This window comes from Halomonas sp. DP4Y7-1 (assembly GCF_019800705.1).
In the GTDB taxonomy this organism is placed as follows: Bacteria; Pseudomonadota; Gammaproteobacteria; order Pseudomonadales; family Halomonadaceae; genus Halomonas; species Halomonas litopenaei_A.
Map to the genome: position 1 here is coordinate 525,935 of NZ_JAHVKS010000001.1, position 13,494 is coordinate 539,428.

Annotated in this window: 10 protein-coding genes; 6 read left to right on the plus strand and 4 right to left on the minus strand. The window is 52.6% G+C overall.

All coding sequences use genetic code 11. The features are described 5' to 3' along the window. Positions 1–54: 54 nt before the first annotated feature. Entirely contained in the window at positions 55–438 is a 384-nt protein-coding gene (locus tag KUV72_RS02120) for a hypothetical protein (RefSeq protein WP_222237273.1), read from the plus strand. A gap of 205 nt (positions 439–643) precedes the next feature. Here KUV72_RS02120 and KUV72_RS02125 read toward each other — a convergent pair whose 3' ends face one another. Then, positions 644–3,883: a hypothetical protein gene (locus tag KUV72_RS02125; protein ID WP_222237274.1), complete on the minus strand. Its 3,240-nt coding sequence runs from the start codon at positions 3,881–3,883 to the stop codon at positions 644–646. Between the two features lie 615 nt (positions 3,884–4,498). Here KUV72_RS02125 and KUV72_RS02130 point away from each other — a divergent pair. Beyond that, positions 4,499–6,046 carry a nuclease-related domain-containing protein gene (locus KUV72_RS02130; protein ID WP_222237275.1) on the plus strand — a complete coding sequence of 516 codons (1,548 nt, stop codon included), beginning with the start codon at positions 4,499–4,501 and terminating at the stop codon, positions 6,044–6,046. Positions 6,047–6,486: 440 nt separating this feature from the next. Here KUV72_RS02130 and KUV72_RS02135 read toward each other — a convergent pair whose 3' ends face one another. Then, on the minus strand, positions 6,487–7,368 hold the full coding sequence (locus tag KUV72_RS02135) for a DMT family transporter (RefSeq protein WP_222237276.1): 882 nt from the start codon (positions 7,366–7,368) through the stop codon (positions 6,487–6,489). Positions 7,369–7,482: 114 nt separating this feature from the next. Further along, the gene (locus tag KUV72_RS02140; RefSeq protein ID WP_222237277.1) at positions 7,483–7,665 is read right to left on the minus strand and encodes a hypothetical protein; all 183 of its coding nucleotides are present in this window, start codon (positions 7,663–7,665) and stop codon (positions 7,483–7,485) included. Positions 7,666–7,750: 85 nt separating this feature from the next. On the opposite strand from KUV72_RS02140, the gene KUV72_RS02145 reads away from it, so the two are divergent. Next, positions 7,751–8,020 carry a hypothetical protein gene (locus tag KUV72_RS02145; RefSeq protein WP_222237278.1) on the plus strand — a complete coding sequence of 90 codons (270 nt, stop codon included), beginning with the start codon at positions 7,751–7,753 and terminating at the stop codon, positions 8,018–8,020. Positions 8,021–8,363: 343 nt separating this feature from the next. On the opposite strand, the gene KUV72_RS02150 is transcribed toward KUV72_RS02145, so the two are convergent. Then, positions 8,364–9,263, minus strand: a complete 900-nt coding sequence (locus KUV72_RS02150) for a LysR substrate-binding domain-containing protein (RefSeq protein ID WP_222237279.1) — start codon at positions 9,261–9,263, stop codon at positions 8,364–8,366. A gap of 137 nt (positions 9,264–9,400) precedes the next feature. On the opposite strand from KUV72_RS02150, the gene KUV72_RS02155 reads away from it, so the two are divergent. From KUV72_RS02155 to KUV72_RS02165, 3 genes are all read left to right on the plus strand, one after another. Next, complete coding sequence (locus KUV72_RS02155) at positions 9,401–10,141, plus strand: class II aldolase/adducin family protein (RefSeq protein ID WP_222237280.1); 741 nt, start codon at positions 9,401–9,403, stop codon at positions 10,139–10,141. Positions 10,142–10,259: 118 nt separating this feature from the next. Then, complete coding sequence (locus KUV72_RS02160; protein ID WP_222237281.1) at positions 10,260–11,651, plus strand: YjiH family protein; 1,392 nt, start codon at positions 10,260–10,262, stop codon at positions 11,649–11,651. An 82-nt stretch (positions 11,652–11,733) separates the two neighbouring features. Next, positions 11,734–13,470, plus strand: coding sequence for an amidohydrolase (locus tag KUV72_RS02165; protein ID WP_206943073.1), 1,737 nt, complete (start codon positions 11,734–11,736; stop codon positions 13,468–13,470). The last annotated feature ends 24 nt before the right edge of the window (positions 13,471–13,494 follow it).

Below are 13,494 nucleotides of genomic sequence, written 5' to 3' on the forward strand. Positions count from 1 at the left end.
AGCTGCTTCCCTGCTGCGTTTATAGATTACTTATCACTTTTTACGCTAGCTTACGTGAAGCTGAGCAGATACGCATGGGGGAAGCGAGGAGGACCCGGCAAGCCCCACGGCCCAGAGAAGCAGCGTCTGGCCGAAATCACCGGCCGACTCCACGATGTCTACAGCATCGAGGTCATCGACGACAACAAGCTGCACTTCACCAACGGCATCGCCGACCGCATTGAACGCGACGAAGCGGTGACGGCCCAGGTGCGCAACCATAGCGAAGACTTGGTGATGCAAGGCCTCTTCCCGAAGAAGGTCTCCGACGCCGTACTCGACTCCGTGAGCGACCAAGAGAAACTCTGCATGCCGCTGCTGAGGAGACGTGGAAACGGGGAGGCATTTGCGCTGCTGATGCTTGGGTTTCTGGCGAGGAGGAGTGGACGAGATGAGTAGCCAAGGACTTGATTTTTCCATCTATTGAAGTGACCTCCTCCATAGCTGCACAGGCTATAGTGCAGCCATCAGGAGGACAGAATGAGCCGGTAGCATCGACTATTCAAAACAATAACTATGTCTCAATGCCCTAAGTAATCAGCGCTTAGGGCTATTTTAATTATTATATATTTAGTAGCTCTTTTCATAAAGTTTAAAAAAATAATTAATCTTCAGCATCACTGAGTATGTATCGATGTCCTTTTTCAATACCAATACTTGGTTTAATTCTATATCTAAGTGAAAGGGTTCCAGTTAATGGGTCGTCCTCACTTTCCTCGAATGCAATGTTTACATAAATGCCTTCGTCGAACTCCGCTATTTCTAAAGATTCCATGTTTTCTTTTGGGGTAAGAAAACATTCAGGTGACCTTGAGAACGGGAGCCTGTAAGTCTCAATGCCATCAATGTGACAAATGTATGATTCTGGCATTCCACTCTCAATATTTATTTCATAGGGGAGTCTTTCGGATTTCGGAGTGTAATCCCACTTTGACGAATCAATTTTCTTAAAAACACTCCATGGCCCTATGAAAAGGATAGGGGTTTTTCCAGATTTTATTATTGATCTTCCCTCATTAACGGCATGTTCTATTACTTCGTTAGCTGATTTTGCTTCATGGTTTTTCCAGCTTGTTCCCATGATTAATTCTCGAAAGGTATCTAGCTGAGCTCTTTGCCTCATTACGTTGTTAAGCCACTCTTTCTCATTTATTGCTCTGTTCACCTCAAGGCCTCTCCCAACATTGGATTTATTAAAATTAGTTATATTGAAAGTCTTTAAGGTTACTTCTGAAGCTGAAGTGTGAAAAACTTTGTCGAACATGCTTAATGGAATAGGTCCTTTCTCTTTTGAAAAATTATTCTCGGAAGCGTAGGAGCTATAGCTACGAAGGATATCTTCATCTACATCAGACTCTATGATTGATCTGGTGGCACCTTCTTTTAAATCATTGATTAGGACGTCTACTGATTTTTCGAAATTTGACTTTCTTGATTTCATTTCCTCATGGTCTATATCAAATAGGTCTATAATTTTTTCTTCTATTTCTTCGGTTGTGCTTTTCAAGCTGCTTAAGCTGTTTATCAAGTTTTCTTTTTCTACTATGGAGCAGGAGTTGAGGAACGATTGCCAATCCCTACTGATTGAAAATTCCCTAGTGGAGAGCCCGATTCCATATGTTGTAAAAAAAACTGACAGATATTGGTCGCGCGTATTCCCATCGAAAGAATACACTCTGCCAGAAACCCAAGCAGGTTCTTGAATTCTTGCAAGATTTTCTATGTGCTTTTCCAGTCTTTCTTTATAATCATTTTGGGTGTTCCATGAACCATTTTGTCTAAGGTAAATCCCGATTAGTTCGCTGGCATTGTTTATTGAGTTAGTTGTATTGCTTATGTGCCCTGACGGCTTGATTCGTTTTGCTTCAGTTATGTAGCTCAAGAATTCTTTGAGAATATGGTTATCTATATATCCAGTTAGTGAGATGATGTAAGCCGCGGTTAGGCAGCGTATGTCAGTCCAATAATTCAGCAAAGAGATTGTTGCGGCTTCTATCTCGTTAAAGTTGTTTTTTTCGGCTATAAGTTCTTTAAGTTCTTCCGATATGTCTTGCATTAGGTCGGGTGTGATAATTGCGCTATGCCACATGTAGTAGTTGGCTAGTTTGTGTATTTCTATGAATTTATCCTCCCAGTATATTAGAGCATCAATGGCCCATTTTGCAGCCTCTATGTTTTTATGCTTTATAGAGGTTATTGCCATATGGCTGGTTCTTTCCAAATGGGTTATTTTATACCAATATTCACTGTCTGATATCGTTGCGTCATCTTTGCCAATTCGGTTTTTCCAGCTTTCCCAGCTTCCAATAAAGTGTTTTATTGATCTGTCTTCATTGTTATCTTTGTGTGAGGAATTGCTGTCATTTCCACTAATCCACTCCATAAGTTTTACCCATATGAAATAGTGGCCTTCAATGTATTCTTGACCAATGTTTTTCGGCCTTGCAGAATTTTCAAAAGTGAATAGTCCAAGATAAAAATAACACCAGCTCTCATAATAGCTGTTGTCTTGTTGTATGCGGCTTGTAACCAATGATGAAACATTAGTTCCTTCCGCTATAAAGGTGAAGAGAAAGTCCTTCCCGAAAAGCCTTGCTTCTGGTAGGAGTAACCAGTTGTCTGGTTTACCTTGTTCGTTGGTAAACTGGCATGATTTTTCTATTTCCTTTTGGAACTTTATTAGTTCATCTCTTGACTGCTGGAATTGGTTGCTATTGTTTTCTTTTAATGAATCTTCTAGTTGGCCAAATAAGGCTGAGACTATTTCCTCTACGCTGATTGATTTGCTGGGTTTTATTTTAGATGTTCGTATGGAAAATTTTATTAAGGCCTTGGAAAGTGGGTTTGCTTTAGAGAGGCTGGTCTCAGCGATTTTAATATCTGGATGTCCTTTGTCATTGATTTTGATAGAAAAACAGAGAGTGTGCTCATTGTTTTTATCTTCTGATATTCTTGTCTGAATGTTTAAGATTGATATGCTGAACCTTATAGGCATAAGTAAAATATTGCTGACAACCTGGTTGTCTGAAATTTTATTTATTTTCGTTGGTAGCTCTTCTAAAGTGTATGGCTTTACCTTAAGGGTGTTTTTTTTAGTGATTTCACAAAGCTCTTTTAGTAGTGCGGAGTTTCCGTGGCGCTCCTCAAGCCTGTTTCTTATATCATTCTTCATCACTTCGTTTATGGAGTATTTGAGAACCATGTTCATTCGTTCTTCAGTGTGTAAAAATTGAATAGTCTTCCATAGAAACCATCCTGATAAAAATAAATTAAATAAAAACCAGCCGGTTAGTGCGTAAGATGCTGCCGAGATAGTATGGAGCTCTAGCCAAGGTGAAATGGCATTTGTTATAGTTGAGCTGAGTATTAAGGTTAAAGAGCTGAAACCGACGAGCATAAACCCTGAGCAATCTTTATAGATAGCCCACATTGCTTTGTTGGAAGACTTACCTTGTAGCAATATGCCAATAAAAGCTATTACCAGTGGAAAGATAAGGCCAACCAAAGTTGCCTGAGTTCCTAATAGTGTCCCCTGGATTTCAATGACTTTATCTAGGCTGTTTATAGGTTTTGGAAGAATCTCCTTCAGCTCATGATAGTTTTTAGAAATTAAAGATGTCGCTATGGCATACATTGTAGCTATTATGGCAGTAGCTTTAATGGTATTTTTTGCTCCCCATGTCACCAGCCTTTCTAGTGATGACCATTTGTTGTTTTTAAAATTTCTGTTTTTAAGTAACGTTTCTCTAATGTCCTTCTCGGCCCGATATTTAACGGAGTCTAGTGTTGCTTTAATTCTCCAAAGCATATTTTGTTCCCTGAGCTTGAGAGGAGAGAGTTTCACTTAAGGTTATATCTCTATATTGTATCGTGTCTATGCGTTTCACGTACTCGCACAGGTGCGAGGCCGTCGCGCCCAACGGCGATCGAGCAGCCGCGCTCTATACCGAGGATCTGCTCAGCTACGTGTGGGAGTGCTGGCAAGAGCTCTGGTAGAGGTACTGCAAGGCCAACTCGCAGGCGCCTGAGACTGTGGTTGTGCAGCAGGTCGTCCGCGAGCAGGAGCTAATCTGCTACCGGCTCACCAAGCGCGAGGAGAAGCGCCTGCGACTGGAAGAGGTCGAGGGCGATTCGGCCCCACCCCGGTCAGCGAGGTGGGCTCCGGCAAGCCCCACGATTCAGAGAAGCAGCGCCTGGCTGATCGAGCCAAGCTCCGACAATCGAGCATCAGGCCCCATACCTCTCTACCGTGCAGCCAAAGTCAATGGCAGCGTCCCACAACTGGCCGTGTGACAAATTCACTGCCGCACATTGTGACTGAAGGCCAGTATCATTGGTGGAAATGATAAAATTTATCCTTTTGAATCAATGCTATATATCCTGATTAAAAAAAGGAAGAGCATGAACATGTAAATATGTTATTAATAGCGCTGTGTGACATAAGGCATGGGGAGGGAGCATGGATCCGATCACTGACTATCTTGAAACCAATGGGCCCTCGCTCACCAGCGAGGTCGCCCAATATCTGATCGACACCTACAGCCTCACTCCATCAGCAGCGCGTAAACGTGTCTCGCGGGCGGGTGGCGAGGTGCGGCGGCTGGCGGGGATCGTCTTCCCGCACAAGGCGCGTTTCCTCTATCTCCAACAACAATTCGGTTCTCCATGGTATTGGGAGAGCTTGGCTCAAGCATTAATCGAGTCCAACTCAGCATATGGCTATGCCATTGCTGCCCTTAGGCAGCGTGGCGGTATTGTGCCAGCCAAACAGTTCCCCACCATCTGCGGTGCGCCGCTTCGCCAGCAACGCCAACTCTCGCCTGACACGATCTTCGAGCGGCTATCCGATGCCAAGCTGCTGACCAAGGTCACACTCTCGGGTGTCGGGGAGTGCATTGCTTTGATCCAGGAGGAGGGGCACTACGAAACCCAAGCCGACCTCCTGCGTGCGGAGCTCCTCACCGAAGATATCCTACTCACTGCCGTCAAGGATTGGCTGCGCAGGCTCGGCATTGCGAGCTTCGGTCAGGTGGCGCTGCGTGGCGGCGAAAAAACACCTCAGGTTGGGACCTTCGCTTGGGACCTGTCCGCTCCCTGCTATCTCGGCCACATGGTTCGCAAAGGCCCAGATGGTAAGGCAAAGCCCGGTTTTGTCGCCTGTGACGTCTTCCTGGGCAAGGACATGACCGGGGCTGGTGTTGCACCTTTTATCCGTAAATGTTTGACCTTGCGCGGCCTTCCTAAGATTGGGCCATGCATGCAAATTCTCGTCGCCAACCGTTTCGATCATGATGCCTTCCTAGTACTCAAGCGCCACGGGATTATTCCCGCAACGCCAAAGACACTGTTCGGCGAGGAGGTGGCCGAAGCGCTAACCCAGCTCACTTCGGTGCTGATCAATGCTGCGCACGCGATCATCGATCCCGGCCAGTTCGATGACCTGTTTAGGAAGCTCAGCAAAATCGAAGGCGCTGCTAACCAGCTTCGCGGCACTCTGTTCGAGTATATTGCCGCAGAGGTCGCCCGTCAGAAACTCGCGACTGAAGTCAGTATGAACCGCATCTTCAAGGTGCCTGGCAGTGAGGCCGAAGCGGATATCGTTGCTGTGACACCGCACCATGGTATTACTCTTGTTGAGTGCAAGGGTTATAGCCCTAGGGCAACTATCCCGGACAAGCTGTTCAAGCGCTGGCTTGAGCACAATGTTCCGACCTGCTATGCCGCGATCAAACAGCATCCGGACTGGAAGGGGCTGCCAATTTCCTTCGAGTTTTGGACAACCGCGCCGCTAACCGATGAGTCAATGGCGTTGTTCACTAAAGCCAAGTCGAGTATCCGGCCGAGCCGCTATACGATTGACTTGAAACTAGGGCCAGATCTACTCGGGACTATAAAGAAGACCCGTAATCCGAGCCTGATTACCGCATTCGAGAAGCATTTCGTCAAAATCGAACGTGAGCCAGAGGTTTTTCCGGAGAACATCGATCTCGATATGTTTCCCTCTTGACGCCTTCCTCTGTCGCTGAATATCTCTTCACGTTACGGCATGGCTGGTATCGGTGGACGACGCGACCCCAGCTACCGGCCGCGCCCGGCTGGCGATGGCGGCATGCACCTGATGATGCCGGACGCCTAGCTGCTATCGCCTACGCATCTTGCCTCAAAGGAGCAGAGCGATGCGTGACAAGAGCAACTCAGCGGTACACCACCGGTACACACACCAGCTTCCTATGCTATCCTCAACTTTCGCTAAGCTACTGATTCCAAAGAACTGTACCTTTCGCTCGATTACGGTTGCTTTTCTTTGTGTGTCAGTAACTTATTGTTTTAAAAGCGAACTCATAACCCCTTAGTCACAGCCCCAAATCCCACTAGCCCCACCCTCTTAACCAGCGGCTCGCAAAGCCCACTCTTGCGAACTCCATCGTTCAAGGGGCCGGTCTCAAGCTACAAGGGATGAGAAGGTTGGCGCCGGGCTGTGCCTCGCAAGCCCAACCAGGCGTTGATGAAGAGGGTCAACAGAATCAATGAGCCGCCGAGCAGTGTCGCCTGTGGTGGCTGCTCATCCAGCCAGTACCAGACCCACAGCGTGCCAAAGACTGCTTCAATCAAATAGAACAGCGCCACTTCCGCCGATGGCAGGTGGCGGGTCGCGTTGTTGATCAGTGCGGTGGCCAATGGCATCTGCAATAACCCCATCAGCGCCAATACGCCGTAGCTTTGTGTTGTCAGGGCAAATGGCGTTGCCATCGGCCAGGCAATCAGTGCCGATAGGCCGCCACCTATGGCGATAAGGGGGAGTCTGTCCAGCTTCGGGTGACGGCGCAGCAGGGTGAGGTTGCCCCCGACAGCCGCCGCCGCGATCACCGCATACATATCTCCCAGCAGTCCTTCGCTGGAAAGCGACCCCGCGAAAACGATCAGCATGCCGGCCATGGCCGCCAAAATCGCTAACCAGGTCCGCATGGCAACCGCCTCATGCAGAAAGCAACGCGTGAAGATGGCAGCAAACAGCGGGGCGGCACTCAATATGATGACAACATTGGCGACCTTGGTGTTCATGACGGCGAGGACAAACAGACTGGACGTGATCGCCAGCGTGATGGCAGAGCACAGGGCCGCGGCGGGATGTTCTTTCAGTGTTGCCAGCCGTCGGCCGCTTAGGCACAGCAAGCCGAGCGAGAGTGCCATCAAGGCGCCTCTCCAGAAAATGATGTTCCATCCATCCGTCGCCGCCAGGCGGACCAGCAGACTGTCGAAGCTTAGAACGGTGACGCCTGCCGCCGCCATGGCAAGGCCGCGTCCGTGGCCATGTAGAGGGAAGAACATTCAGTGGGCTCCTGCTGAGATGTGCGTTGGTCCTGGGGTCAGTCTGGGGTGATGGCGACGATGTCACAACGTCCCAGGCAGGATACGAGCCCTGCGCCTGGCGAGCTGTTCTCTTTACGACAGCATGGTTGTTGTCTTTTCCCCAAGGGCAGCCGCGATCAGCGAGTCCCTGAACAGGGGCGGGGCGCTAGCAAGCGGGCGACTGCGGTCGCGCACGATGTACTCAGCAAGGCTGGTGTTGTCGCTATACTTGCCATCACGCACAAGCTTGCCGCTGGCAATGGCGTTAGCGGCCATGAAATGCCGCGCCCCTCCCGTCGAGCTGAGCGGGCTATAGGGCAGGCCATGCGGCGGGCGTCCGCGCAGCCACCCGGAGAACACAATGAGCGAACAACGCCCCAAGCCCGAGGCCGGTGGCCCTGCGCTGGAAGGCCATGCCGTTGAGCAGATTCCCGATAAGACACTCCGCCCCCGTGAGCCTGCGGTGCGCTGGCTAACGCCTGATGAGCTAGCCGACTTACGTCGTGATATGGCCGAGTCGTCGGCCTGGATGCGCGCTGAACTCAAGCGCCGTAGGGCGCGTAGGCAAGACCAGAAGCACGTTACGCGGTTGGAGCTTGCTCCTGTCGTTCCGGCTGACGAGTGGTTGTGATTCAGATGAGACCACGGTGGAGGCGCTGTCGTGGTCTAGTGGGTGCCGTGGTGCGGTCGGTTGCTGACGTGGTCCAGGGGCAGGCAGTGACAGGTGCTCTTCTTCTTTTCCCCAGTTGCCTTCTAGGGCTTGTCTGAAAAGTGCCTGCGCTCGGTAATACGGCGTTAAAAATCGTCTGGTACGCCAGCCCGGTCAAAATACTCATTTACACCACGTAAACTGCGCTTTCTCACCGTTTTTTCCTTGTCTAACCTTCGCTCGTCGACTTTTCGGACAGAGCCGAGTCACCCGCGTTCTTTCATCGCCGGTGGCGAGTAGATCTGCTGCTGCTTTTCATCATTGTCTACGTCGTTTCCTCCAGTAACCACCGGGCGAACAGCTGCGTTGGGCGATGGGTCAGGCGCTGCCGGCGGATGGCAACGTAGTAGGCGCCACACACCATCGCTGTGCGGGAGGCCTGTACCAATTGGCCCTTGGATAGCTCGGCTTCGACAAAGTAGGCGGGAAGTACTGTCGCGCCGAGGCCATGTTCGGCGGCATCGAGCAAGAACCGGAAGTGCTCGAAGTGCTGGCCTGGAATCGACTTTATGGCCTCGCCATCGAGCCCGGCGCCTTGTAGCCAAAGGTATGTGGAAGATAGCTGAGGTGTGGGAGCATAGCTGCCGTGGTGCAACACCGGGTAGCGCAGCAGGTCTCTGGGGTCGTCTATCGGGCCATACCGCTCGAACAGGGCCGGGGTGCATACGACCACCAGCTCGCCTTGAATCAGGAAGTGGCTCTCGAACTCTGGCCATTGTCCGTCCCCGTAGAGAATACCCACGTCAAAGTCTTCGCTACCGTCGTAGAGGTGGCGAAGATCATTCATGATGTCGGTAGTCACCTCAGGGTGCTTAAGCTTGAAGTCCCCGAGTCTGGGCAGTAGCCAGCGAGAGGTAAAGGAAGGCTCCGCGCCGACGGTGACCAGGTCAGACGTTCCACTGCTGAGCGAGCGTGTCACGCCGTCGATCTGGTGCAATGCTTTCGATACCACGCTCAGGTACTGCTGGCCACTGTCTGTCAGGCTCAAGCGCTGCTTCTCCCGGTGAAACAGCGCGCAGCCAAGCTCGCGTTCCAACTTCTTGATCTGCTTGCTGACAGCGCTCAGGGTCAGGTTGAGCTCTTCCGCCGCCTTGGTGATGCTGAGATGACGGGCCGTCGTCTCGAAGCAACTGAGCGAGATCATGGTGGGCAGCTGACGACTCATCGGCGCGGTCCTGAAGGGTCATTCCGTTTTGGAATGATCTATGGAAAATAGATCGATATCACGTATCTGACAAGTTCCTTACTCTACCCGAGTCGGCCCGAATTGGGGCTCGTCCAACGGTAGAACAGGAACAAGACATGGGACATCAGGACACGCGCGCGGCGCTGCGAACCGATCTGGCGGCGGCCTATCGACTTTTGGATTACTACGGCTGGAGTGATCAGATCTTTACCCATCTGTCAGTTCGGGTTCCAGGTGACGAGCCGACATTTCTGATCAATGCCTATGGTCTGTTACCCGAAGAGGTAAGCGCATCCAACCTGGTGGAGATCGATGCTTACGGTAATAAAGTTGGAGAGGTGGATAGTGAGGTCAATCCCGCCGGGTTCACCATACATAGCGCTATCCATCTCCACCGGCATGACGCAGCATGCGTGATGCATACTCATACCATGGCCGGAATGGCCGTGTCGGCGTTGGAAGAGGGCCTGCTGCCGATCAATCAGACGAACATGGCCTTTTATCAGCGCTTGGGATACTACGACTACGAAGGCATTCCGTTGGACCTGTCCGTTCGGCAGCGCATCGTCGAAGCGCTTGGCAGTCACCAGGCGATGATCTTGCGAAATCATGGCCTTCTTACCGTGGGTCGCAGTATTCCCGAGGCCTTTTTCTACATGTATTACCTGAACCAGGCCTGCGAAATCCAGCTCGAGGCGATGAAAAGCGCTCGTCCGCTGGTCCTGCCCTCGCATGATGCCTGTGAGTTTACCGCCCGACAGTTCGAGCACCCCGACTATCATCAGGAAGGTGTTGACCTGGTCTGGAAGGCGCTGCGGCGCAAGCTGGACCGCATGGATCCGAGCTACCGGCAATAGTCCCTGGCGAACCGCGGCACGTCGTTCCGGACGACAGTGCCAGACAGGCCGTACCGGGACGTTGGCCTGATACCACAATGGAATCCTGAAGCTGGATAACTATAACAAGGTGGCACCCATGCAACATAAATCCGAATCATCGGCCGTGACCGATGAGACAACGCATCGCTCCCATCGCTATAGCGCTGCGCAACTTGCCAAGTTCCTGCTGCCCACTCTTCTTGGCGTGCTGTTGTTCCTTACTCCCATCAGCGTCGATGGCCGCCTGACGGTATTGATTGCTTTCGTTATCGACTATATCAATGCCGTGATAAAGCCATTGATGGTGCCGGTAACCGTTGCCGTTGCGGTCATTCCCAGCGCACTGACGGTGCTGGTCACGTTCAGCCCGCTAAAGGAGCATTCCAATCGCTTCGTGCAGCTGCTGAATCCTGGAGTCGGATGGACGCTTATCAGGGTGGTAGGAGCCACACTGATGCTGATGACCTACTTCCAGTGGGGGCCAGAGTGGGTATGGCACCGCAACACCGGGGGCGTACTGCTTTACGACGTCGGGCCCGTGGTACTGGCCATCTATTTTCTGTCGGCCTTGCTGCTGCCGCTGCTGACCGATTATGGGCTAATGGAGTTCGTCGGTAGCCTTCTGTCTAGGGTTTTCGTCAAGCTGTTTGGGCTGCCGGGGCGTGCCGCTATCGACAGTCTTGCCTCCTGGCTGTCAGCGTCCGCCGTGGGCATTATCCTGACCACGCAGCAGTACCGACAGGGCTTCTATACCAGTCGAGAAGCCTGTGTCATCTCGACCAATTTTTCGATCGTGTCGATCGCTTACTCGTACCTGTTGCTGAGCTTGATCGGAATGCAGCATGTATTTCTACCGTGGTATGCCGCCGTCGCTTTCACCGGTATTGTGTGCGCCATCATCGTGCCAAAGTTACCGCCGTTGCGGGGTAAGCCCGATGCGTACCATCCCGTTGTGGGTCAGCAACTGGTGATGGACAAGCAGGCAGGGGAAGGGCTGTTTGCGATGGGGCTGCGTCGAGCAGTAGAACGTGCGGCCTCGGCTGCGCCACCGTTGGAACTGTTCAAGCGCAGTGTGCATGTCAGTCTCGATGTGGCGATTTCCGTATATCCCACGATGATGATCATTGGCTGTACCGGATTGGCGTTGATCGAGTTCACCCAGTTCTTCCACGTGCTGTCATTGCCTCTGGTGCCATTTCTCGAACTGCTGCAGCTGCCAGAAGCTGACAAGGCCGCTCCTGCGCTGCTGGCCGGCATTGTGGACAGCATCATGCCGCCGTTGCTCGGTGCCGGTATTGAAAGTGAGGTTACCCGGTTCGTGCTGGCAGGTGTCGCGGTCAACCAGATCATCTTCTTCACCGAGGCCGCGATCGTCCTGATTCGAGCAGGGATTGGTTTGAAGCTGAGGGACCTCATCGTGATTTATCTGCTCCGCGTACTGATCTCCTTGCCGATCCTGTCTCTCCTGGGCCACCTGATCCTGGGATAAATCTGCCAACGCCTGCGGCTAGCCTGTGTCATGTCACTGCGCTAGTCGCCGGAGGCATCTTCCGGTTTGAAAGGGCTACATCATGGACGTTTCTCGTCATTATCTGTCTTCCAATACCCGTCCTTCTGCAGCAACTGCCGAGCTGGTCTTGACCAATGGCCGGTTCTACACGGTGGATGACGCGACGCCCTGGGCTGATGCTGTAGCGATCTCTCAGGGGCGCTTCATCGCCGTCGGCAGTGCCGACCAGGTTGCCGCCCATATCGGCGAACATACTCGTGTGGTGGATCTAGGTGGTCGCTTTGTTATGCCTGGCCTTTACGACATGCACACCCATCCTGACCTGGCGCTGGCACCTGGCTACGCAGGATACCTGGATGTCGGACTCGAGGATCCGACGCCAGAGCAGGTTAGCCAGGCGATCTTGAGTTACGCCGACCAACATCCGGGGGATGGCTGGATCTATGGCGCCTATTTTGTGCGGTATACCTTCAAGCAGGCGGGTATCGTTCCGGATCGAGCCTGGCTCGACAGTATTGTGTCGGATCGCCCGGTAGCCATTCTCGACCGCTCCTGGGGATGTATGTTGGTCAACTCGATGGCGCTGGAACTGGCCGCTATCGATGTCAACACTCCGGACCCTCGCCATGGTTACATCGAACGTGACGGTATCACTGGGGAGCCGACGGGCATCCTGGTCGATGGTGCCTACGCGATGATTCATGCCGCCATGCCGCCCACACCGGCACATGCCCTGCAGCGAGCCTATCGTGAGGGCGTGCAGTTCCAAAGCGGACGTGGGGTGGTCGGCACCAAGTTTGTTCATGTGTGCGAACACCGTCTCGATGCGTTGCGCACCATCGACCAGCAAGGACAGCTGACAGTTAGGGTCGAGGCGGCGATCAGCTGGCAGGATGACATCTTCCCCGTGAAGCGCCGGTGGGAGCTGATAGCAGGGGAGCGGCACTTCTATCGCAGTGCTCGGCTTAATGCCAACGCTGTCAAATTTCACTTTGACGGGACGCATGAGTCGCGGTCGTCGTACTTGTCGACCCCCTGGGCCGAGGGCAGCGCCTGGCGCGGTCACCTCAACCTGACGCCTGAGCATATCAACGACATGGTCGCGGATATGGATCGCAAGGGCATTCGCGTGATTGCGCATTGCACCGGCGATGGCGCTTCTGATCTGTTTCTTGATGCGGTGGCCGAGGCTCGGCGTCGCAACGGTGGCCAGGGCATGCGCCATCAGTGTGCCCACAGCACCACCTTGCTGGATGCCAACTTGCAGCGCTTCAGCGAACTGGATGTCATTGCCGAGTTTTCCCCGGTGGGGTGGTTCCCCTCTTCGTTTGCCTATGCTCGTGCTGTGTTTGGCGAGGAGCGCATGCAGCGTGCCTACAACTTCAAGGGCGTGTTGGATGCCGGCGGCGTGGCGGTCATGGGCACCGACTGGCCGGTATCGAGTCTGGACCCCTGGATCGGCTTCGAGGCAATGGTGACCCGAGAGAATCCCTGGGAGGAGACGGACGCGAGCTTCTATGGCGAGCCGATCAGCCTGGAGCAGGCTATTCGCGTAATGACCATCAATGGCGCCTGGGCGATGGGAATCGAGCATCAAGCCGGCTCGATCTCGGTCGGCAAGTCGGCTGACTTGATCGTGCTGGACCGCAACCTCTTCGAGGTTGCCCCACGAGGCAATATTCACGCTACCCAGGTAGACCTCACCATGCTGGAAGGTGAGTTTGTCTGGGACGCACAGGGAGAGTTTTCCGGCACGGTGCGCGAAGCCGTATGGCAGCGCGATATTCCTGAATTTTGAACCGCCCAGTCTGAAGGGATGAGT

Bases quoted from the DNA above. Each gene is read 5' to 3' on its own strand.
- KUV72_RS02130 (WP_222237275.1), top strand. From the start codon at position 4,499: ATGGATCCGATCACTGACTATCTTGAAACCAATGGGCCCTCGCTCACC.
- KUV72_RS02135 (WP_222237276.1), bottom strand. From the start codon at position 7,368: ATGTTCTTCCCTCTACATGGCCACGGACGCGGCCTTGCCATGGCGGCG.
- KUV72_RS02140 (WP_222237277.1), bottom strand. From the start codon at position 7,665: ATGGCCGCTAACGCCATTGCCAGCGGCAAGCTTGTGCGTGATGGCAAG.
- KUV72_RS02145 (WP_222237278.1), top strand. From the start codon at position 7,751: ATGAGCGAACAACGCCCCAAGCCCGAGGCCGGTGGCCCTGCGCTGGAA.
- KUV72_RS02150 (WP_222237279.1), bottom strand. From the start codon at position 9,263: ATGAGTCGTCAGCTGCCCACCATGATCTCGCTCAGTTGCTTCGAGACG.
- KUV72_RS02155 (WP_222237280.1), top strand. From the start codon at position 9,401: ATGGGACATCAGGACACGCGCGCGGCGCTGCGAACCGATCTGGCGGCG.
- KUV72_RS02160 (WP_222237281.1), top strand. From the start codon at position 10,260: ATGCAACATAAATCCGAATCATCGGCCGTGACCGATGAGACAACGCAT.
- KUV72_RS02165 (WP_206943073.1), top strand. From the start codon at position 11,734: ATGGACGTTTCTCGTCATTATCTGTCTTCCAATACCCGTCCTTCTGCA.